This window comes from Hamadaea tsunoensis DSM 44101 (assembly GCF_000428945.1).
Classification (GTDB): Bacteria; Actinomycetota; Actinomycetes; order Mycobacteriales; family Micromonosporaceae; genus Hamadaea; species Hamadaea tsunoensis.
The window spans coordinates 121,105-141,848 of sequence record NZ_AUAX01000006.1 but is presented as its reverse complement, the minus strand read 5'-3'; the positions used below and the strand labels follow the sequence as shown (position 1 = coordinate 141,848).

The following is a 20,744-nucleotide window of genomic DNA, read 5'->3' as shown; positions in this document are numbered from 1 at the left end:
TGGCCAAGATCACCGGACTTCTTCGCTACCTGTTCTGGGTCTGCCTGTTCTGGGTCTGCCTCTGCGTGTTCTCGGTCTGCCGGGGTTGCGGTCCGGCGGCGTCTCCGTCCGACGGAGTGCAGACGGCGGCGGGGCGGTCCGGGATGGACTGACGCAACACCTGCATCGCGGCGTACGAAGGGCTGCCCGGCTCGGTGGCGTAGATGACGAGCCGCTGATCCCGGTCGGGGATGAGCAGGACCTGGCACTCGAAATCGAGCGGCCCGACCTCCGGATGCTTGAACTCCTTGCGGATCGTACGCCGCACCGCCACATCGTGATCCGCCCACATGCTCGTGAACTCAGGGCTCATCCGGTGCAGATCGGCCACCAGCTCCGCGATACTCGGATCATCGGGATACCGGCCCGCCGACGCGCGCAGATCGGCGACGCCGGAGCGTACGAACTCGCTGTGGGACTCGTCGCGCAGGTACTCGTCCAGGAACGGTGAGCCGAACAGCCACCGCAGCATGTTGCGTTCCGTCCCGGCCACGCTCAGGTCGCCGATGAAAAACACCGCCAGGTCGTTCCACGCCAAGATGTCATACTTCGCGTCGATCACGTACGCCGGCGTCTCGGTCAGGGTCGCGAGCACATGCCTGATGCCGGTGGGCACATCCCGATCGAGCCGGCTCGCGGGCGAGACCGTCTCACCCGCCAGATGAAACAGATGCTCCCGCTCATCCATCGTCAGCATCAACGCCCGGCCCAGCGCGTTGAGGATCTGCCGCGACGGCCGCGGCCCCCGCGCCTGCTCCAACCGGATGTAGTACTCGACGGACATACCCGCCAACTGCGCCACTTCCTGGCGACGCAGCCCCGGTGTACGCCGGCGAAGCCCCTCCGGAAGGCCGGCCTCAGCGGGCCGGAGCCTGGCCCGGCGAGCGCGCAGGAAGGCGGCGAGCTCCTGACGGTTCATTCGTCCCCCTGTCATCCTGTGGTTCCAGCATGCCCGGCCCGGGCTGCGCTGTGGAGGTACCGCCGATACCACCCTCGCCCAGCCCCTCCACAGCGGCGAACCCCCACACCACCCTGGTACGCATGACAAAGATCGCGCTCATCACCGGAGCCAACAAAGGCATCGGCTTCGAGATCGCCCGCGCACTCGGCCGCGACGGCAATACCGTGCTCCTGGGCGCACGCTCGCCTGAACGGGGAACCGCGGCAGCCGACGCCCTCCGGAACGAGAACCTCGACGCCCACTACCTCCACCTCGACGTCACCGATGACGTGTCCGTCACCGCAGCGGCGAAGCGGATCGAACAGGAGTGGGGACGCCTCGACATCCTCGTCAACAACGCCGGAATCGCCCGCCCCGACGGCGGCCAGCGCTCCCACGACCCGGCCGACTGGCTGCCCAGCCGGCAAGGAGTCGACAGCATGCGCAGCGTCTTCGAGGTCAACGTCTTCGGCGTCGTCACCGTGACCAACGCGATGCTGCCGCTGCTGCGTACCGCGGCGGCCGGCCGGATCGTCAACGTGTCCAGCGAAGTCGGCTCCATGTCGGTGATGCTCGATCAGACCGGACCGCTCTGGCCGATGGTGAACCTGCAATACCCGGCGTCGAAAGCAGCGCTGAACATGGTCACCGTCGCGTACGCCAAGGAACTGTGGAACACGGAGATCAAGGTGAACGCGGTGTCGCCCGGGTACACGGCGACCGACCTGAACGAGCGGACCGGATACAAGACGCCGGAAGCGGGAGCGGCGATCGCGGTACGCCTGGCGCTCGTCGGGGAGGACGGACCGACGGGAGGCTTCTTCGATGATGCCGGAACGATCGCCTGGTGATACCTCGCCAATCGCTGGTACGACGTCGTCGGGGTTGAAGTCGCCGATGTGAGGTGCCGATGTGAGGCCGCTGGGTGGGGAGCCTCCGTTTGAGGTCGCTGGATTCGGTGGCGGGTCAGGCGGGTGATTGAGGCTCAGCTAGTTCAGGCGCGGGTCGGGTACGGCCGGTTTCGGCGCGTGTTGGTTGGGTTGAGTTGATTGGGTTGGTTGGGTTGCTTGAACCATGACGGCTAGCTCGAAGTTGTTGGGGGCGCGGTCGGTTTCACGTGAAACTGACCGCGCCTTGTTTGGTGTCGAACGGGTCGGGGTGGGAGTGAGACTGTCCCGGAGTGGGGTCGCGGTGCGGGCGGTCGTGAGGGCTCGTCGCGGTGCGGGCGGTCGTGAGGGCTCGTCGCGGTGCGGGCGGTCGCGGTATTTGCCTGCAGAGTCACCGTCGCGGTGTCGGCGATGCCCTCGCACTGTCTGCGCTGCGGGGCCGGTTGTTGCTGGTGCGGGTGATCGTGGTGTGACTGACCACCGTGCAGACGGTCGCAGTGCAGTGGCGCGCCCATCACCATCACCATCACCACCATCACCGTCGCTGTCGTCGGGAGTCCACCAGTGGTCTTCTGGAATCCAGCCCGCGCCTGCCACCCATGCCTGTCAGTCACTCGATCCCGGCATCGTCCCTACCTGCCGCCCTCGCCTGTGGTCGTCGCCCGTCTCCGTGGTCGCCGCCCGTTCGGCGAGGTCTACGGTGCGGCGCCGGAACCGCCGTGGTCGTCGCCCGTCTCCGTGGTGTCGCCATCTCCGTGGCGTCGCCATCTCCGTGGTCGTCACCATCTCCGTGGTCGTCACCATCTCCGTGGTCGTCGTCGCCCGTAGTCGTGGCCGTCGTCGGTGACGCGTAGCCGCAGGAAGGGTGGAGGCCTCCGGGAAATGTCCCGGCTCTTGTCCCGGCTTGTGTCCGGTCCGCCGCCGGGGCTGTGTCCGCTCTGCCTGTCCGGCAGCGAATCCGGTAGGTCTCCCGGCAGTTCTCACCTTGACCGGCACTCGACCTGTCCGAGCGTCACCTGGTACTCGATCTCATATCAGCTTCCATGGCCTGCTCGACCCCGTTGCCGCCGCCGGATCAGCCGGCTCCTCGGTCGGTCGGGGCAGGAAGGTCGACACCTACCGAGCTCGCGGCGGAGCCGGTTCCTCGCCCAACCCACCACGGGACGGGTTCGTGTCCGGCAGCGCAACAAGGCGATCGCCTGCCACGACGGGATGGGCAGCGCTGCGCTCGCCAGACATGTCGGTGGCGGAGCTGGTCCTTGCCTAGTTGTGCATCCGCTGGAAGGCGGCACCTGCCTCGTCAGTGAAGTCCAAGTAACGGGGGATCGGTGACGCCCGTCTGTGAGACAAGAGGGGCGGCGATGTTCTGCTCGGCAAGAGGACTTGCCGAGCGGCGCCGGCAACGAAATCGGGAACGTCGAACCGCACAGCCATCTACTCCAAGGTAGGAGCCGACCGCACCGTGGCTCGCGGTGCCCGAAGGATGCACGTCGCCGGTGTACCTCGTTGCTGCTGAAGCAGTACTCGGCTGGATGCGCCAGCCGCAGCTTGGCGAGACCCGGGCCGGCTATCGCATCCCGCGCTACGTGGTGGCCGCTAAAGACATCCTTCGCGTGCCGCGCTCCGCCACGCAGCGGTGTATGCCGTCGCATTCGACATCGTTGCGTCGCCGCTGAATGTCGGCAACGTTGATCGAGATCCGGGTCGGTCCGTCCCCGCGGCCGAGATTGCCGACGGCTTGATCCGGGATGGGACATCGCGACTCAAGCTGACCGCGCCCCCGCTGGGGTCGGAACGGAGAAGGCCCCGACACCCGATCCGAGCGCTCGCAGCACACAACAAACGGCTCCGGTTTCACGTGAAACCGGAGCCGTGGTGAGCGACGTGGCTGGACCGACTTAGGAAACGTTGGGCGTACCGGTCGCGGGTTCCAGCTTTGTCGGCTCAATGTGGGCCGCCACGATGGGAGTCGCCGGACTGGGAGCGGCTACCGGAGACGTCGCTGCGGTGGGCTCCTCCGTCGCGGTTCCCGCAGCCGCGTTGGGCGCGACGCCCGCACTGGGCACGATGCCCGTACTGTGCCTGGTGGTCTCGGGTCCGGCAGTCGTGCTGGGGCCGGCATGCGCGTTGGATCCAGCATCTGCATCGAGTCCGGCCCCGGACTCCAAGACCGAGGCGCTCGGCACCGAGGCCCGTCCGATCACCGGCTCAGGCGAAAGCTCGCTCTCACCCAGGAAACGCGAGGGCGCCTGCCACTCAATCTTCGGCGGCTGCGCGTGGGCCGTACCTCCAAACGCTTCCAACCAGGCGGCGATGTGCGCGAGATTCTCCCGCCACTGCGACTCGGGTACCGGCGGCAGGATGTCGTCCCACATCGGCAGGAACGAGCCGCGCAACTGGAGCTGGCCCTTCGGCCGCCCCATGAACCAGAGGTGCAGGTGCGCCGCTCCGTCTCCCCAACGGTTCACGTGTACGCGTGCCACCTCATCCAGCGACCGGATCGCCCGCTCGACGCGTACGGTCAGTACGCCGAGTTCGGCTGCGAGAAGATTCGACAAGTCCCCGATGTCGAGATGCGACCGAGGTTCCAGGATCAGCACCATCGGCAGGCCCGTCGGACGGTCCATCGCGCGTACCCGCCAGCGCTCATTCACCCAGATGTACGAGTCGTCGCTTGCCTGGCATGCCTTGCATTCTGCGATCTCCTCACCCTTGCGGGCGGGCTCGTCGGCGACCGGCGGATCCAGAGTCTTAACGTTGAACGTGCCTTCGAACGGGAACGTGTCCCACGTCGTGAAGGCGGGCAGGGGGAGGGGTGCGTCAGCCACCTGGGAACCCTAACGCCCGAGGGTATCGGCTGTCTTCCCCCTGGCGTGGCACGTCGGAGGTGGGCTCATCCCAATGCGGTCTCGGACTCGTTTCACGTGAAACGACCGACCGACTTTCTCCACAGAAGATCCCGCCGCCCTGTGGATAACTGTGTGGAGAAACTCAGTGCGACCCAGGGCACGATCGGCGTACGCGATGTCACGTGAATGTCCTGGGGTACTCCTCGGCAGCACGTTTTACGTGCTCACGATCGGCTCCGGAGGGTAACTGCGCGACTTGCACGACTCCGTTTCACGTGAAACGAGGCCTGAGGAAAACTTCATCAACTCTGTGGATAACTTCATCAAGTCTGGGGATTCAGCAGGTCGCAGCCTTGCCCCCATGCAGGACGCCCGTCGGCGATGAGATCCACCGTTAGATGCCGCCCCCTCGGGCGACGATACGGACTTCATAGCGGCTCGTACCCGGGGTCCTGGCTGGTCCTTGTGGCCCAAGACGGCGGCGTTCATAGTGACCGGGCCGTTCTGGCGCTGCGACTGCGGCCTCTCGCGGAGCCTGGATCTCCCGTGCTTCGCGGTCGGTGCGGGGCTTGGCTTCGGCGTCGACGGCTTCGGGGCGCGGGACATCAGCCCATCACCTCGAAATCGGCGCGGAGAGGCCGGCCATAGCTGGCAAGGCTGCGCTGTTCGACATCGGCGACAGCACCGCGCTGGGCGTACCACGCTCAACTGTGTTCGGCGCACCTGGCTGGTTCGTCGGCATGGACCGGTCGGTGAGGGTCTGACGCGGCGCCCAGCTGCTTTCATGACGGGCGACCGGCTGCCTTGCGGACGACCCGTCACCGCGCCGAGGTCGGCAACGACGTCGAGAAGCCGGCCGGTCGCAGACGGATGCAAGGCGCAGTCACAGGTCTCGGCCATCACCTGTGGTCACGGCCGAGGCGGACCTGGTGCTGCCTCAGCCGGCGACGGCGCGACAGGCAGCAGAGGACTACGGGCGGCAGGACGACGTCGCGGTCCGATCGGCATCGAGGCGGTCGACCGGGCACTCGATCCGGCGGTGAGCCGCTCGTTGGGGCGGGTGAGCCAGACGGTGAGCTGGCCGTTGAAGTCGTACGGTGTGGAGAACACCCGGCCGCGCAGGAACGACATCTCCAAATAGCCGGTGGCGTGTTCATCCGGCTCTGGACTCCGGATCCCGCGGCCGCAAACTGCGCGACTTCAACGGCGAGAGTGCCGTGGAACGACTCGAAGTTCCACAGCAACGCTGGACGCTTCGATGACCCGGCCGCGGGACTCAATGTCCCAGACCAGCGCCCCGGCGATCACGCCAAGTCGGTCAGGTAGCGCCTGGTGTCCGGCGATCAGGTCGTACGCCTGACGCGAGGGCAGCATCCGGCCAACAGCCGGCGGGAGCAGCCCGACACGATCAGCGGAAGCGGCACCAGCACCGGCCGCCAGACATTCCGCTCCGCTCCGATCGGAACGTCAGACTGAATGGTTCGCCGGCGAGGCGAGATCGGCGAGATGCAGGTTGGTTAGGCAATGCAGGTTGGGGAGCGCCCTGCAGCTGGGCGAGTCGATGCGGCTCCGCCCGCTGCCCGGTGAATGCTCTCGGCAAGCCGCCGCGTGGATGCCCTCGGCGGAGGTCATACACGCTGGAACGCGCCCGTCTGGCTTAGCGATACGTCGGCCTCCTTTACAGCCACTGCGACGAACACCTGATTGCGGAGCTGTTCAGCGCAGCGTTTTGCATCGGCTGGCCCCGTGCCGGGGCAATCCGTCGGCTCTGGCAGAACGCCCTGGAGTTCCCTGGCTGCTGCAGTGAGCAGTGAACACGAGCAGCGAATGGCGGGGGAGCGATGAATGGCGGGGGAGCGGCGAACAGCGGCAAGCCTTGCGAACCGCAAAGTGGAGATGGTCCGCTCGCGTCGTGATCACGGACCGTCGCCCGACGTCTACACCATCTTTTGACGTGCGGACGCCCATACGAGGCCCCAGGACCGTGTAGTCCGGCAGTCTTGGCGACCTGCAAATCGAGTGGCACATGCCGCGTGGCAGCGCCGTCATGCTCAAAGTGATCAACCCGACCGGTGCTGCAGCGCGCACCTGCTACAAGACCGCGCTGTGTCGGACTGCCCGCCAAGAGCCGGCGGACTCGCCAGATGATGTGGACCAGGCTGGCGTGGCGAGGTTCAAGTAGCTCACCGAAGATGGCTGGACGGCACGAACGCAACGATAGGGTCGGCCTCTCCTAGGGACGCGACGATCGGGCACGCAGCCGCCAGGCCGGTGATGAGACCGAAGCCTCGGCGAGCAACTCAGTAGCGACGCTCGAACGGTCATCGCCTTACTCCTCGGCAACTTGCGACCGGGTAAGCCCGCAGGAACTCAACCCGAGCCACATGTCCGGCGTCAGCGCATCCATCACAGACGGGTTGGTCCAAGCATTGGACCGATTGTGAGCGGCCAAGCCGCCACTGAGACACCGCAGTCGTACCGATGATGCGGCCACCTATGCACGCCGACGGTCGCTGGGCCCATGTCAGATACAGGGAGAGAGCGGAAGCCCTCGGTCTAGCGACAACTCTCAGACCCTCCGGCGGTTCGGGCGGCTCGACTCAAAGCAGGTCTCCTCCTAAGGCGAAGGTCGGCGCGAGGTTCCACCCCGCGACACCACGCCGGCGCCACGGATCCGGGCCCGCCGCCGGGAAGCGAGGCCGACCTTCGGAGATGCGAGGGCGTTCGGCCGACCCTCAGGGAATGGCCTTACCTCGTCCTCTTAGAGGCTCCGGGTCAGCGTCACAGCACGTCCCGACACCGTGTCTGCGGAGAGGCATTCCGGACGGTCAGGTGGCCTCACGCCGACGGTCGACAGAGGCTCTACGTCGCTACCAGGTGCCTCGTAGCGCGTGGCATCTGGGCCACCCCGGTGCTCACAGATCCGGGACTCTGCCGAGCCACGGTCGGGGTGTCTCACCCCAAGCCGCTGGCATCTCAGCCGTCCGACGGGAAGCCGATGGGACTGTCCTGGCCAACTCGGCGAGCTGGGGCGCCACCAAGGACGGCTCCATCGCTGACGCGCTCCGAGCGCTTGACGCCCTCCCGGGCATGCGCCGCTCACGGCAGCCAGCTCGGAGTGCCCACCGAATCGGGAGACGTGTTGTTGACCCTGCCGGCAATGACCCAGGGGAGAGCCCGCTACAGGGAGACCGGGAGTAGGACGGCGACGCCGGGCCGCAGCGCCCGTGCCGGGCACCTACCCGGGTGCTCGGCGTACGCCATTGATCTTCGTGTTTCACGTGAAACACGAAGACGCCCGCCCCCCGTTTCACGTGAAACACGAAGATCAAAAGAGAAGAGCCCGCTCGCACGAGGCGAACGGGCTCTCTACTTCGGCGTCGGCGCTACTGTGCTTTGTCGACCCCGATGATGCCGACGATGCGCTCCAGGTCATCCACGGTGGCGAACTCGATCGTGATCTTGCCCTTCGACCGACCGATGTCCACCTTCACGCGCGTGTCGAACCGGTCCGACAGGCGGTCAGCCAGATCCGTGAGGGCCGGCGCGTGAGGCTTCGCTCGGCGGGCGGGGGAGTTCTTCTCGGACGGGGCGCCATCCGAGAGCGCCAGCGTCACGAGTTCCTCGGTCGCGCGTACCGAGAGGCCCTCCGCGACGATCCGGGTTGCCAGCTCCTCCTGCTTGCCCGCGTTCTCAAGGCTGAGCAACGCGCGAGCGTGTCCGGCGCTCAGTACGCCTGCCGCCACCCGGCGCTGGACCACAGCGGGGAGGTTGAGGAGTCGAATCGTGTTGGAGATCTGAGGCCGGCTGCGGCCGATGCGCTTGGCGAGTTCCTCGTGCGTCGCCCCGAACTCCTCCAGCAGCTGCTGGTACGCGGCCGCCTCTTCGAGCGGGTTCAGCTGGGCCCGGTGGATGTTCTCCAGCAGCGCGTCGCGAAGCATGTCGTCGTCGCGGGTCTCCCGGATGATCGCCGGGATGAGGTCCTTGCCGACAGCCTGCGCCGCGCGCCAGCGCCGCTCGCCCATGACGAGTTCGTACTTGTCGGCGCCGAGGTCGCGTACGACGATCGGCTGAAGGAAGCCGACCTCCCGGATCGAGGTCTTCAGCTCCTCCAGTGCCTCGTCGTCGAAGACCTGCCGCGGCTGCTTCGGGTTCGGCACGATCGAGTCGACCGGGATCTCAGCGAAGCGCGCACCCGGAACCGGGGCCAGCTCGATCTCCGGCCCGCGCTGCACGGGTGCCGGGGTTTCGATGGGGGTGATCGGCTCGGAAGCGGTGCCTTCCGTGGACGCTGTACGCGACAGCGCCGGCTCAACAGGGGTGGGCGCGGGCCCGGTCGGGATGAGCGCACCCAGGCCGCGACCCAGGCCGCCCTTCGTCTTCGGGGCGGGGCTCATGCGGTGACTCCGATCCGGGCGCCGCGCTCAGCGATCTCCTGAGCGGCCTCGAAGTAGCTCGTCGCACCTCGCGAACCGGGGTCATAGGTCATGACCGACTGTCCGTAGCTCGGCGCCTCGGAGACGCGGACGTTCCGGGGGATCACCGACGTGAGCACCTTGTCGCCGAAGTGGTTGCGGACGTCCTGCTCCACCGCGTCGGCCAGGCGCGTGCGCCGGTCGTACATGGTCAGCAGGATGGTGGAGACCTCGAGTTGCGGATTCAGGTGCGCCTTCACGAGGTTGATGTTGTTCAAGAGCTGGTTCAGCCCCTCCAACGCGTAGTACTCGCACTGGATCGGGATGAGGACTTCCTGAGCCGCACAGAGGGCGTTGACTGTCAGCAGGCCGAGCGACGGCGGGCAGTCGATGAAGACGTAGTCGAACTCTTGCGGGTACGCCGTGATCGCCCGGCCGAGCCGGGATTCACGGGCGACTACGGAGACGAGTTCGATCTCCGCACCGGCGAGGTCGATCGTGGCCGGCACGCAGAAGAGGTTCGGGATGCCCTCAACCGGCTGGGCGACATCCGCCAGCGGCACGTTCTCGATGAGGCAGTCGTAGACGTCCGGGATGCCGGCGTGGTGCGGCACGTTGAGGCCGGTCGACGCATTGCCTTGCGGGTCGAGGTCGACCACGAGGACTCGGTTGCCGTGCAGGGCGAGGGCCACGGCCAGGTTGACCGTCGTGGTGGTCTTACCCACGCCGCCCTTCTGGTTGGCAACGCACATCACGCGCGGGCGGGCAGGGCGCGGCATCGTGATCTCGCCGCTAGGGTTCAGGATCTGCACGGCTCGCATGGCCTCCATCGCCAGGGGCGGATCATCCTCCTGCGGCTCACCGGCCGCAGCATTCTTTGCAACGTATGTGTTCGCCACAGGTTCCTCGGTTTCGACATCTACAACGTCAGGAGATCCAGCCTGACGCTCCTGCTCCACGCTAGGGTCAACGATCGAGCTGACCTTGGCCGTTCCGACAGCCGGCGTTACAGGAACGGCGCTGACCGGACGAGGTGACGGGCTCGGTCGGGGCGCGGGCGACGGGGCGGTGGCAGCGGCGGAACCGGACGTAGCAACGTGACCGGCCGCCCCTGGCGACAGGTCGGCGTTCTCCTCGGGGACCGGCGCCGACGCATTCGCTGACCGGTATTCTGTGCCCTCCGACTGGCCCTCGCGGCCGCCTTCCTGCTGCGTTGCCTCTGCTGCGTACTCGGGCGCCAAGAAAGTCGGTGTCCGCGGCTGCGGCACCGATGTTTCACGTGAAACATCGTTCTGCACGGTCACATCCCTGCCCCTGGTGGATGACGGCTCGACCGCGTCGCCGGCCCACTCCGATTGGGGGTCCACACAAACGACGCGCGGCCAGCCTACGGCGCCCGCGCTCGCGATTCCAGTTGAGTCCACCGGACGGGCAGAAGAGATCACAACATTCGGTGGAGTGAAGACGAAGATCCCGGGCACGAGGCGCAGCCTGCCGCCCATGTGTGGAGTTGGGGTACGCGGCCAACCCACGGAGTGCCAATTCTGTGGCGTACCAACGGAAGGGCGTGTCGCGCCGGCGGATTCGTCGACCGCGGGCAACCTTGGGAGCGGCCATGGCGGGGGACCGTCGGACTCGGCTTCCGCCGTGGTCGGCCACGATTCCGATACACCCTCATGTTCATCGAGTCCGGCGGGGGAGCGGCCCGGGTCTTGACCTACAGGCCCGACGCGGGGTTGGCGTCGCGACCTGCCTTTGCGCTTCCTACTCCCGAGCTTCTTCCGATGAGAGGTATCGCCGGCAACCGCGGAGTCTTGGCCGCCCGGGGGAGAGCGATCAACGGCCTGGGCGACTGTCACCCGCCGTTCCTGGTCCTCCCTTGCGATATCGGGGCTACGACCGATATCGGGGCTACGACGCCCTTCACGCTCAGGCATGTTGTATCTCTTCTCGCTGGGCCGGCCGTTCTCGTTTCGTCCGCTCCGCATCCGGCCTCGTCGCTCCGGGGCTCGCCTCGCGAAGCCGTGCCGCCCGGGGAAGCCGTGCCGCCCTTCGACGCCGTGCCGCCCCCGCGAAGGCATGGCTTCCCCGGGCGGAATCTTCTAAGGCCGAGCACTCGGAGGCGAGGCTCTCGAAGCCGGCAAATCCGGGGCAGCGCCCCTCGGAGCACGTATCGCTAGGGGAGTGGCCTTCAGGGGACCAACGCCCAACCTCGTGACCTTCAGATCCGGGATCCTCAGGTCCGGGATCCCCAGTACTGAGCTCCCTACGGCTGGCATTCCCGGAGGACTGATTCCTGCGGACAGGAACTCCCGAGCAACAAGTCTGCAGACAGTCAGCCCCAGAGCCGGGATCACCGGGCGATTGATCTCCAGGGACAAGATCTTCGCGGCAGGATGCCGCCAGCTCGTCACCGCGGTCGCCGTCTCGCTCACAGGTACGATGCCAGGCGCCGTCGGACTCAGCATCGTCGTCGGACTCAGATCCATCGCCATCGGACTCGGATCCGAGGAATGAATGGCCGACCTGTACGCGCCGACGAGTTGGAAGGTCACGGTCGGCCGCCCTCGCGGTGGTGCCGCCAGTCTCGCCGCCGCCGTCCGCGGCCCCTACATTCGCCCCACTTCCGGCTGCGCCGTCGTCTCCCACACTCCGGGGAAAGGGAGCGTCGTCCAGGAGCGGGTCGCCACCTAATAGTGGGTCGCCGCCTAGTAGCGGGTCGCCGTCCGGAACGGGAGCACCGCCCGGAAATGGGCCGCCACCCCGAAGCGGGGGTCTTCCCGGAAACGGGCCTCCGCCCAGAAGCAGGGAGCCGCCCCGAAGCAGGGAGCCGCCCGGAAACAGGCCTCCACCCAGAAGCGGGTCACCATCCGGAACGAGGTCCCTCGGAGTGGTGATGCGAGGAGCAGCGGCATCCGAGACAGCCGCAGGAAGAACCAAGCCGACACCAACCGCGCCAAGAAGCCCTTCAGCGCCCGAAACACCACTACCCAAGACCGCACTACCCACAGCTGTGCCACCCAGAGCAGTGCCACCCGAAACTAAGCTATCCAGCGCTGCGTGTCCCGAAGCTGAGCCCTCGGAAGCGAAGCACTCCGAGGCAGGGCTTCCCGCGAAAGCGACCCCGCCTGACGCACCACCCACCGGCGCGCTACCGACCGAAACACCGCTGACTGATGGACCGCCGAGACTCTCCAGCAGAGCAGCATCAGCAGGTTCGGAGGGACGACTCCCGCAGTGGGGCGTGGCATCCACACGGCCCGCACGCCCACCGTCTCCGGCGTAAGGGAGGGAGCCGTACGGGAGGGGAACGCACGCGAGTACGTCGGCGAGGCTTACGGGCCGACCGGTTCCCACCACACCCCCTGCGCATTTCGCGTCCGGGGGTCAGCGGCGGCTGCGACCCCCCGGGCGTGCCGCCTTGCGCGACGGCTTCGACCGGACGTGCGCGACGCACTCGATCGACACCACCGTCGTCGGCGGGTCGATCAGCCCTTCGCCGCAGCGGACCACGGTGGCGGGGCCGCCGCCGAGGCGGGTGACCGCCGGTTGGTGTTCGACGATCTCCTCCTCGGCCGAGGAGCCCTTGAGCGCCAGGAGCCGGCCGCCCACCCGGGCCAGTGGCAGACACCAGCCGGCCAGTCGGTCGAGGGGAGCGACGGCTCGCGCGGTGACCACGTCGGCCTGCGGTCCGGTCGCCTCCTCGGCCCGCCCTCGGTGGACGGTCACGTTCGCCAGGCGCAGGGCGTCGACCGTCTCCGTGAGGAAGGCGGTGCGTCGCGCCAGCGGCTCGATCAGGATGACCGAAATGTCCGATCGAGCCACTGCGAGCACGATACCCGGCAGACCCGCACCGGAGCCCACATCAACGACCGTTTCCCCGGACGAAATCAATTGGCTCACCGCGGCGCAGTTCAGAAGATGACGTTCCCAGATGCGTGGCGCTTCGCGGGGACCGATGAGGCCGCGGACCACACCCTCTGTGACGAGAAGCTCGGCGTACGCCGTGGCGAGCGGGAGCCGGTCGCCGAACAGCACGGCCGCGGCGGGCCGGAGCGCGTCCGGGACGACAGACGAGACCCCGCCGTCCGAGTCGATCGGAGCGGCGGGGTCTGGTGTCATGGATTCCATTATTCAGGGTGTGCGACGGGTCAGGCCGGGTGAACCACGATGCGTCGGTTGGGCTCGACGCCCTCGGACTCGCTCTCCACACCTTCGGCCGCATTGACTACGTCGTGGACGCATTTGCGCTCGAACGCCGACATGGGGTCGAGACGTACCGCCTCGCCGTGTTCGCGTACCTTCTCGATGGCGTTCTTGGCCAGGGCCACAAGTTCCTTCTTGCGGTTGGCCCGGTAGCCACCGACGTCGAGCAGCAGCCGGCTGGGCGACCCGGTCTCGCGGTAGACCGCCAGACGTGCCAGTTCCTGCAGCGCCTCCAGGGTCGCGCCGCGCGGGCCGACCAGTGCGCCGAGGCTCTTGCCGACGACCTCCACCATCGGACGGCCGCCCGAGACCAGCTCGTCGATGTCACCGTCGATGTCGAGGATGTCGAGCAGACCCTCGACGTAGTCGGCCGCGATCTCGCTCTGGTGGAACAGTTCTTCGTCGGACGCGGCCGCCGGTGCCGGCGTGTCCTCCGCGGGCTCGTCCGCCTGGACCTCATCGGTCTCGGTGATGGACGCCTCGGTCTCGATCTCGGTCACGCTCATGTCTCCGTCGTTGTTCTGCTGCGGGCTTGTGGGACGCTCAGCCGACCTTCGGCTTCTGGCCCTTCTTCGGGGCGGCGGGTTGATCCGCCTTCGCCGGGGTGGCGGCCGGCTGCGCCTTCGCGGGGGAGGCGGGCTGGCCCTTCTTCGCGTTCACCGGCTTGGCGCCGACCTTGGGCGCGAGCTCCTTGCGCTTGGCCTCGATGAGCTCGACGTCCTCCGGGCTCTTCGGCTTCGGCTGCACCGGCTTGCCGTTGACCATCGGGGGGTACTTCTTGAGCACCCAGAACTGCTGGCCGAGGGAGAAGAGGTTGGTCGTCGTCCAGTAGAGGATGAGACCGAGGGGGAACGCCGACACCGAGATGATCATTGTGGCCGGGATGCCGTACAGCATGATCTTCTGGACCATGCGCTGCTGCGGGTCCTCGTTCCAGCCGGTCTTGAGGATCATCTGGCGGCTGGTCATGTACGTGGTGGCGATCATGATGACGCCGAAGATGACGCAGAGGACCGTGGCCGCGCCGCCCTGTCGCAGGGTCGCGCCGATCGAGACGCCGAAAAGCTGCGCCTGGGTCGCGCTGGTGAACAGGCTCTCGGTCCAGCCGTAGAGGTTGGGGTCGTGCGCGCCGCCGTCCAGACGCCGGATGACGTGGAACACACCGAGGAAGACGGGCATCTGCAGGACGAGAGGAAGGCAGCCCATCAGCGGGTTGGCCTTCTCCGTCCGGTAGAGCTCCATCATCTCCTTCTGGAGCGTCTCCCGGTCGCCCTTGTGCTTCTCCTGCAGCGCCTTGAGCTTCGGCTGGAGCGCCTGCATGGCACGCTGCGAGCGGATCTGCTTGACGAAGAGCGGGAAGAGGATCGCCCGGACGGTCAGCACGAGGAAGACGATGGACAGCACCCAGTCCCAGTTGGTGCCCAGCCACTCACCGAGGCCCAACTTGTCCCACACCCAGTGCCAGCCCAGCATGACCTGGGACACGGCCCAATAAATCCAATTCAGCATTAAGGTCGTGCTCCAGTCGCCTCGTTACGGTGGACCGCCGGCGGTACCGGGTCATACCCACCAGGGTGGAAGGGGTGACACCGTCCGATCCGCCGCACCGCGAGCCAGCTTCCGCGGATCGCCCCGTGGAGCGACAGCGCCTCCAGCGCGTACGCACTGCAGGACGGGTGGAAACGGCAGCGGGCGGGAAGGCCCGGACTTATCCAACGACGGTACGCGATGACCGCCCATGCCAGCACGCGACCGGGGAGTGTCGCAGGTCGCTCGACGTTCGGCAGGGTCTTCACCGGCGCGCCTCCGTACGCCGTGGCCGCTTCGCGGCGTCGAGGGCCGCGTCGAGATCCCGGGCGAGGTCGGCGTACGCGGCACCGGCGGCGGCCGGCAGCGCGCGGACGATCAGAGTCGTGCCAGCCGGATAATCATGCAGTCTCTCCGCCACAAGGTGACGAAGGCGGCGCTTGACCTTGTTCCGGACAACCGCCGGGCCGACCGCCTTGGATACCACAAATCCGGCACGGGGGGCAGGCACGACGAAGCCCGGAAGCTGCTCGCCTCCGGGCTTCGTTGCTACGTTCACATGGACGACGACGGCACCACGGCCGACACGTCGGCCGCTGCGTACGGCGACGGCGAAATCACTGCTGTGACGCAGTCGGTTCGCGGCCGGCAGCATGCGGCACCCGCCCTACCCAGGCTCAGACGGCCAGGCGGGCGCGACCCTTGCCACGGCGGGCGGACAGGACTGCACGGCCGGCCCGGGTGCGCATACGCAGCCGGAAGCCGTGGGTCTTCGCGCGCCGACGGTTGTTCGGCTGGTACGTGCGCTTGCTCACGTCGGGTCTCCTGCGGTCATCCCCGGGCACGCGGCCCCGGCGGGGTGGTCTACTCGGCCGCCACCCTAACATCCCACGGGAACGGGCTGGGCAGCGGTGCAACCGTTCCAGGGTACACGCTGCGTCGATCCGGACCCAAGTCGATCTGGCAGGCACGAGATGTGGTCCTCCGGGCGTTGCCTCGTTATCCTGCTGGGACTCTCCTGGGACGGTCACGGCACAATCGGCGCTGCGCCGCCCACTCTGTGTGACGCGCCATCCCCGGGGCAACGCGTACACAGGGTTGTGGATAACTTATTCGGATGCCGTCGCGCGATCGCGCGTATCCGGCAAACCGGGGGCGGGAAGGTGGGGGGTGAGAGACGTGGGTGACCTCGACGCGGTCTGGCTGAACGCGGTCAACGACCTGGCGGACCAGATCATCTCGGCGCAGCAGCGGGCGTACCTGCAGCTGACGCGGCTGCGTGCGATCGTCGAAGACACCGCGCTGCTGTCCGTGCCCGACGCCTTCACCCGGGATTTCATCGAGACCCGGATGCGCCCGGCGATCACCGACGCCCTCTCGCGCAACCTCGGCCGGCCCATCCAGGTCGCCGTGACCGTGCGCCCGCCCGAGGACGGCGCGGCCCGGACGCCCTATCAGGTCGGCTACGGCGGCACCCCGTCGCCGGGAACCGGACTGCTTCCGCCTGCCCCGGCCGGCGTACCCGTGGAGGATCCCGCGCCGGAAGCGCCCGCGCACGTCGCGTACGCGTCGGGGGCCTATCCGATCGTGGCGATGGCGCCGCCGGCCGACGACGAGGACGCGCTCTTCGGGGTTCCGGCGCAGCCGCCGCACCGCGAGCCGCAGGACGACGGCGCACCGGAGAGCGGACCGGGCCGGCTCGGCTCGCCCACGTCGCCGATGGGCATGGTGCCGCCGGGTGTGGCACCCCAGAACTTCCCGCAGCAGGGCTACGGCCAGCAGAACTTCGGGCAGCAGACGTTCGGCCAGCAGAACTTCGGGCAGCAGGCGTACACGCCCGCGGGCGAGCAGCGGGTCGGGCCGCACAATCCGACCGGCCGCCAGCCGGCGCCGGAGGGCGGCAACAAGCTCAACCCGAAGTACATGTTCGAGACTTTCGTCATCGGCTCCTCGAACCGGTTCGCCCACGCGGCCGCCGTCGCGGTGGCCGAGTCGCCGGCGAAGGCGTACAACCCGCTGTTCATCTACGGCGGTTCGGGTCTGGGCAAGACGCATCTCCTGCACGCCATCGGGCACTACGCGCAACAGCTGGGCAACGCCCGCGGCGTGCGCTACGTCTCGACGGAGGAGTTCACCAACGACTTCATCAACTCCCTGCGCGACGACAAGCAGAGCGCGTTCCAGCGCCGCTATCGGGACGTGGACATCCTGCTGATCGACGACATCCAGTTCCTCGAGAACCGGGAGCGTACGCAGGAGGAGTTCTTCCACACCTTCAACACCCTGCACAACGCGAACAAGCAGATCGTCATCACCTCCGACCGCTCGCCGAAGCAGCTGGCCACTTTGGAGGACCGGCTGCGTACGCGGTTCGAATGGGGCCTGCTCGCCGACATCCAGCCGCCCGACCTGGAGACCCGCATCGCGATCCTCCAGAAGAAGGCGGCCCAGGACCGGCTGTTCGCCCCGCCGGAGGTGCTGGAGTTCGTCGCGTCCCGGATCTCGAACTCGATCCGGGAACTGGAGGGCGCGCTGATCCGGGTCACCGCGTACGCGTCCCTGTCGCGGTCGCCGGTGAGCCTGCAGATCGCCGAGGAAGTCCTGCGCGACTTCATCCCGGACGGCACCGCCCCCGAGATCACGGCCGACCAGATCATGGTGTCCACGGCCGACTACTTCGGGGTGAGCCTGGAGGACCTGCGCGGGCACTCGCGGTCACGCGTACTCGTCAACGCCCGTCAGGTGGCCATGTACCTGTGCCGGGAGCTGACGGCGATGTCGCTGCCCCGGATCGGCTCGGCGTTCGGCGGCCGTGACCACACGACGGTGATGCACGCGGAGCGGAAGATCCGCCAGCAGATGGCGGAGCGGCGGTCGCTGTACAACCAGATCGCCGAGCTGACGAACCGCATCAAGCAGACGCCCTGACGGCTCGTCCACACCCTTCGCCGCACCGGACACGCGGGTTTCCCACGGAGGCCCGCGTGACGTTTCTCTACATCCGGTTGTGGAAACCCAGCTCTGTGTATACGCCTGTGCACGCACCGACCGGCCGGGCCGCGCACTGTCCACTCCGGTACGCCGCAGGTCACGCGAGTATCCCCAGGTTTGTACACAGGCTATCCACAACCTAGGTGGGGAAAAGGTGCAACCGGGACGGGGTTATCCCCAGATCGTGGATAACGTATGTGGATTCGCTGTGGACAACTGTGGACGAAAAATTTCCCCTGTGGATTCGATGTGGACAACGGTCCAAGATCTGTGCACAGTCGGGGAAGTGCAGTGGATAACCTTGTGGGCAAAGGGTTCCGGCTGAACCCACAGGTGGGGGAAAACCCGGTGGATATCCTGTGGATAGCTTGTGGGTAGCCGCGGACACAATGTGCACAACGAACGGCCTGTGGATGAACGGCCGAGTTATCCACCGCTTCATCCACCGTCTATCCACGGCGATTAAGTGGCCGTGAGCTGGGAAAACGTTAGTTATCCCCAGTTTCCACAGGCCCTACTATTACGACGGGTTATCTCTCTAAGAAGAGAAAAAACAAATCTTCGCGGTGTGGATGATCAAGCTGCCGCCGGGCCGCACCCCCTCGGGCGCCGAAGCACCGGAGGCCCTATCGTGGCCAAGGCGAAACTCGCAAGGGTCCGTTGCGTCGGGCCGCCGATGAACGAACCGCCCGGGCGCAGGCCGTCACACCTCGGCGCTAGGGTCGATAGTCCAGAAGAAGTTCCCCCCGTCCGCCGACGCCGAAACACCTCCTGAGGAGGGCCTGGCATGAAGTTCCGTGTGGAGCGCGACGCGCTCGCCGACGCGGTCGCCTGGACCGCGAAGAGTCTGCCCAGCCGGCCGTCCGTGCCGGTGCTCGCCGGCGTGATGCTGCGCGTGGCCGACGGCCGCCTGCACGTCTCCGGTTTCGACTACGAGGTGTCCAGCCAGGTCGACGTCGAGGTGCAGGCGGACGCCGACGGCGCCGCGCTGGTCTCCGGCCGCCTGCTCGCCGAGATCACCAAGGCTCTCCCGGCCAAGCCGGTCGAGATCGCCGCCGTCGGTTCCCACCTCGAACTGGTCTGCGGCAGCGCGCGGTTCACCCTGCCGACGATGCCCGTCGAGGACTACCCGACCCTGCCGGACCTGCCGCAGAGCGCCGGCACCGTCGACGCCGCGACCTTCGCCTCGGCCGTCGCGCAGGTCGCGATCGCCGCCGGCCGCGACGAGACGCTGCCGATGATGACCGGCGTACGCCTGGAGTTGAACGGCTCGACCCTGGCGCTGCTCGCGACCGACCGGTACCGGCTGGCCGTCCGGGAGATCACGTGGTCCCCGGCGGACGAGGACGTCGACACCACCGCGCTCGTTCCGGCGCGGACGCTCGCCGACACCGCGAAGACGATGGGCCCGCTCGGTGGCGAGGTCACCATCGCGCTCGCCACGGCCGGCGCCGGCGAAGGCATGATCGGTTTCGCCGGCGGTCCCCGGCGCACCACGAGCCGGCTGCTCGACGGCCAGTCCTACCCGCCGGTGCGGTCGCTGTTCCCGGCGTCGTTCAACGCCGAGGCGCGCGTACCGGTGAGTGCGCTCGTCGAGGTCGTCAAGCGCGTGTCGCTCGTCGCCGAGAAGGCCACCCCGATCCGGCTGACGTTCGGCGAGGACGGCCTCGTGGTCGAGGCCGGCGGCACCGAGGAGGCGCGCGCGAGCGAGGCGCTCGAGGCAGCCTTCACCGGTGACGCGCTGACCATCGCGTTCAACCCGCAGTACCTCATTGACGGGCTGGGCGCGCTCGGCTCGGCGACGGCCCTGTTCGGCTTCACGGACTCGTTCAAGCCGGCCGTGCTGATGCCGTGCGGCGACGACGGCGAGGCCGTGCCGGGTTACCGCTATCTGATCATGCCGATCAGGGTGGGGCGTTAGCCTGACGGTGAAGGCCGCACCGGGCACGCCGAAGACCGTCGTGCCCGCCTCCGGCGGCACCAGCGACTTCTCGACTGGGAGTGAGCATGCAACTCGGACTCATCGGCCTCGGCAAGATGGGCGGCAACATGCGCGAGCGGCTGCGGGCCGCCGGGCATGAGGTCATCGGCTTCGACACCAACCCGGATCTCTCCGACGCGTCGAGCCTGGAGGACCTGGTCGCCAAGTTGCAGGCGCCGCGAGCGATCTGGTCGATGGTGCCGGCCGGCGTCACCGAGGCGATCGTGGACCAGCTCGGTACTCTGCTGAGCCCGGGCGACGTCGTGATCGACGGCGGCAACTCGCGGTTCACCGACGACGGCCCGCGGGCCGAGCGCCTCGCCAAGAACGACATCGGCTACCTCGATGTCGGCGTCTCCGGCGGCGTGTGGGGCAAGCAGAACGGCTACGCCCTCATGGTCGGCGGCTCCGAAGAGGACGTACAGAAGCTCATGCCGATCTTCGAGGCGCTCAAGCCCGAGGGCGAGTTCGGCTTCGTGCACGCCGGTCCGGTCGGCGCCGGCCACTACGCCAAGATGGTGCACAACGGCATCGAGTACGGGCTGATGCACGCGTACGCGGAGGGCTTCGAGCTGCTGGAGAAGTCCGAGTTCGTCACGAACGTGCCCGAGGTTTTCCGGTCCTGGCGCAAGGGCTCGGTCGTCCAGTCCTGGCTGCTCGATCTGATGGACAACGCGCTCACCGCCGATCCGCACCTCGACCAGCTCAAGGGCTACGCCGAGGACACCGGCGAGGGCCGGTGGACGGTCGAGGAGGCGATCCGCCTCGCGGTGCCGATGCATGTGATCGCCGCGTCGCTGTTCGCCCGGTTCGCGTCCCGCCAGGACGACTCGCCGGCGATGAAGGCGATCGCCGCGCTGCGCAACCAGTTCGGCGGCCACGCCGTGACCAAGAAGTAGACGAAGAAGT

General features: G+C 67.6%; 15 protein-coding genes. 4 read left to right on the top strand and 11 right to left on the bottom strand.

What is annotated here, in order from left to right:
* Positions 1-25 precede the first annotated feature (25 nt).
* Positions 26-1,030, bottom strand: a complete 1,005-nt coding sequence (locus tag G401_RS45345) for a helix-turn-helix transcriptional regulator (RefSeq protein ID WP_245601702.1) — start codon at positions 1,028-1,030, stop codon at positions 26-28.
* Positions 1,031-1,080: 50 nt separating this feature from the next.
* Between G401_RS45345 and G401_RS0113035 the strand changes: the two genes are divergently transcribed.
* Entirely contained in the window at positions 1,081-1,830 is a 750-nt protein-coding gene (locus tag G401_RS0113035; RefSeq protein ID WP_027342853.1) for an SDR family oxidoreductase, read from the top strand.
* A 1,934-nt stretch (positions 1,831-3,764) separates the two neighbouring features.
* Here the strand turns inward: G401_RS0113035 and G401_RS57640 are convergent.
* The 10 genes from G401_RS57640 to rpmH form a co-directional block, all read right to left on the bottom strand.
* Complete coding sequence (locus tag G401_RS57640; protein WP_245601713.1) at positions 3,765-4,673, bottom strand: hypothetical protein; 909 nt, start codon at positions 4,671-4,673, stop codon at positions 3,765-3,767.
* A 3,428-nt stretch (positions 4,674-8,101) separates the two neighbouring features.
* Positions 8,102-9,112, bottom strand: a complete 1,011-nt coding sequence (locus G401_RS0113015; protein WP_027342852.1) for a ParB/RepB/Spo0J family partition protein — start codon at positions 9,110-9,112, stop codon at positions 8,102-8,104.
* Positions 9,109-10,251 carry a ParA family protein gene (locus tag G401_RS0113010; RefSeq protein WP_407636866.1) on the bottom strand — a complete coding sequence of 381 codons (1,143 nt, stop codon included), beginning with the start codon at positions 10,249-10,251 and terminating at the stop codon, positions 9,109-9,111. The genes G401_RS0113015 and G401_RS0113010 overlap by 4 nt, the downstream gene beginning before the upstream one ends.
* Positions 10,252-11,838: 1,587 nt before the next feature.
* On the bottom strand, positions 11,839-12,000 hold the full coding sequence (locus tag G401_RS57070) for a hypothetical protein (RefSeq protein WP_157545662.1): 162 nt from the start codon (positions 11,998-12,000) through the stop codon (positions 11,839-11,841).
* A 517-nt stretch (positions 12,001-12,517) separates the two neighbouring features.
* A complete protein-coding gene (rsmG, locus tag G401_RS0112990) occupies positions 12,518-13,252 on the bottom strand; it encodes a 16S rRNA (guanine(527)-N(7))-methyltransferase RsmG (protein WP_051366571.1) in 735 nt (244 codons plus the stop codon).
* Between the two features lie 29 nt (positions 13,253-13,281).
* A complete protein-coding gene (locus G401_RS0112985; protein ID WP_027342848.1) occupies positions 13,282-13,842 on the bottom strand; it encodes a Jag family protein in 561 nt (186 codons plus the stop codon).
* Positions 13,843-13,879: 37 nt separating this feature from the next.
* Positions 13,880-14,845: a membrane protein insertase YidC gene (gene yidC, locus G401_RS0112980; RefSeq protein ID WP_027342847.1), complete on the bottom strand. Its 966-nt coding sequence runs from the start codon at positions 14,843-14,845 to the stop codon at positions 13,880-13,882.
* On the bottom strand, positions 14,845-15,084 hold the full coding sequence (gene yidD, locus G401_RS54670; protein WP_211240735.1) for a membrane protein insertion efficiency factor YidD: 240 nt from the start codon (positions 15,082-15,084) through the stop codon (positions 14,845-14,847). The genes yidC and yidD overlap by 1 nt, the downstream gene beginning before the upstream one ends.
* 44 nt (positions 15,085-15,128) lie before the next feature.
* Positions 15,129-15,518, bottom strand: coding sequence for a ribonuclease P protein component (gene rnpA, locus G401_RS0112975; RefSeq protein ID WP_027342846.1), 390 nt, complete (start codon positions 15,516-15,518; stop codon positions 15,129-15,131).
* 22 nt (positions 15,519-15,540) lie between these two features.
* Positions 15,541-15,678 carry a 50S ribosomal protein L34 gene (rpmH, locus tag G401_RS0112970; protein WP_020522716.1) on the bottom strand — a complete coding sequence of 46 codons (138 nt, stop codon included), beginning with the start codon at positions 15,676-15,678 and terminating at the stop codon, positions 15,541-15,543.
* A 355-nt stretch (positions 15,679-16,033) separates the two neighbouring features.
* Here rpmH and dnaA point away from each other — a divergent pair, with 355 nt between their 5' ends.
* The 3 genes from dnaA to gnd all read left to right on the top strand — a co-directional run bounded on the left by dnaA (position 16,034) and on the right by gnd (position 20,734).
* Entirely contained in the window at positions 16,034-17,791 is a 1,758-nt protein-coding gene (dnaA, locus tag G401_RS0112965; protein ID WP_034591508.1) for a chromosomal replication initiator protein DnaA, read from the top strand.
* A gap of 850 nt (positions 17,792-18,641) precedes the next feature.
* A complete protein-coding gene (gene dnaN / locus G401_RS0112960) occupies positions 18,642-19,775 on the top strand; it encodes a DNA polymerase III subunit beta (RefSeq protein ID WP_027342844.1) in 1,134 nt (377 codons plus the stop codon).
* An 86-nt stretch (positions 19,776-19,861) separates the two neighbouring features.
* Positions 19,862-20,734 carry a phosphogluconate dehydrogenase (NAD(+)-dependent, decarboxylating) gene (gene gnd / locus G401_RS0112955; RefSeq protein WP_027342843.1) on the top strand — a complete coding sequence of 291 codons (873 nt, stop codon included), beginning with the start codon at positions 19,862-19,864 and terminating at the stop codon, positions 20,732-20,734.
* Positions 20,735-20,744: the final 10 nt, after the last annotated feature.

What these genes read in the sequence shown, in the direction of transcription:
- G401_RS0113035 (WP_027342853.1), top strand. Translation starts at nt 1,081, where the DNA reads ATGACAAAGATCGCGCTCATCACCGGAGCCAACAAAGGCATCGGCTTC.
- gnd (WP_027342843.1), top strand. Translation starts at nt 19,862, where the DNA reads ATGCAACTCGGACTCATCGGCCTCGGCAAGATGGGCGGCAACATGCGC.
- dnaN (WP_027342844.1), top strand. Translation starts at nt 18,642, where the DNA reads ATGAAGTTCCGTGTGGAGCGCGACGCGCTCGCCGACGCGGTCGCCTGG.
- G401_RS0112985 (WP_027342848.1), bottom strand. Translation starts at nt 13,842, where the DNA reads ATGAGCGTGACCGAGATCGAGACCGAGGCGTCCATCACCGAGACCGAT.
- yidC (WP_027342847.1), bottom strand. Translation starts at nt 14,845, where the DNA reads ATGCTGAATTGGATTTATTGGGCCGTGTCCCAGGTCATGCTGGGCTGG.
- rsmG (WP_051366571.1), bottom strand. Translation starts at nt 13,252, where the DNA reads ATGACACCAGACCCCGCCGCTCCGATCGACTCGGACGGCGGGGTCTCG.
- G401_RS0113015 (WP_027342852.1), bottom strand. Translation starts at nt 9,112, where the DNA reads ATGAGCCCCGCCCCGAAGACGAAGGGCGGCCTGGGTCGCGGCCTGGGT.
- rnpA (WP_027342846.1), bottom strand. Translation starts at nt 15,518, where the DNA reads ATGCTGCCGGCCGCGAACCGACTGCGTCACAGCAGTGATTTCGCCGTC.
- G401_RS57070 (WP_157545662.1), bottom strand. Translation starts at nt 12,000, where the DNA reads ATGGTGACCCGCTTCTGGGTGGAGGCCTGTTTCCGGGCGGCTCCCTGC.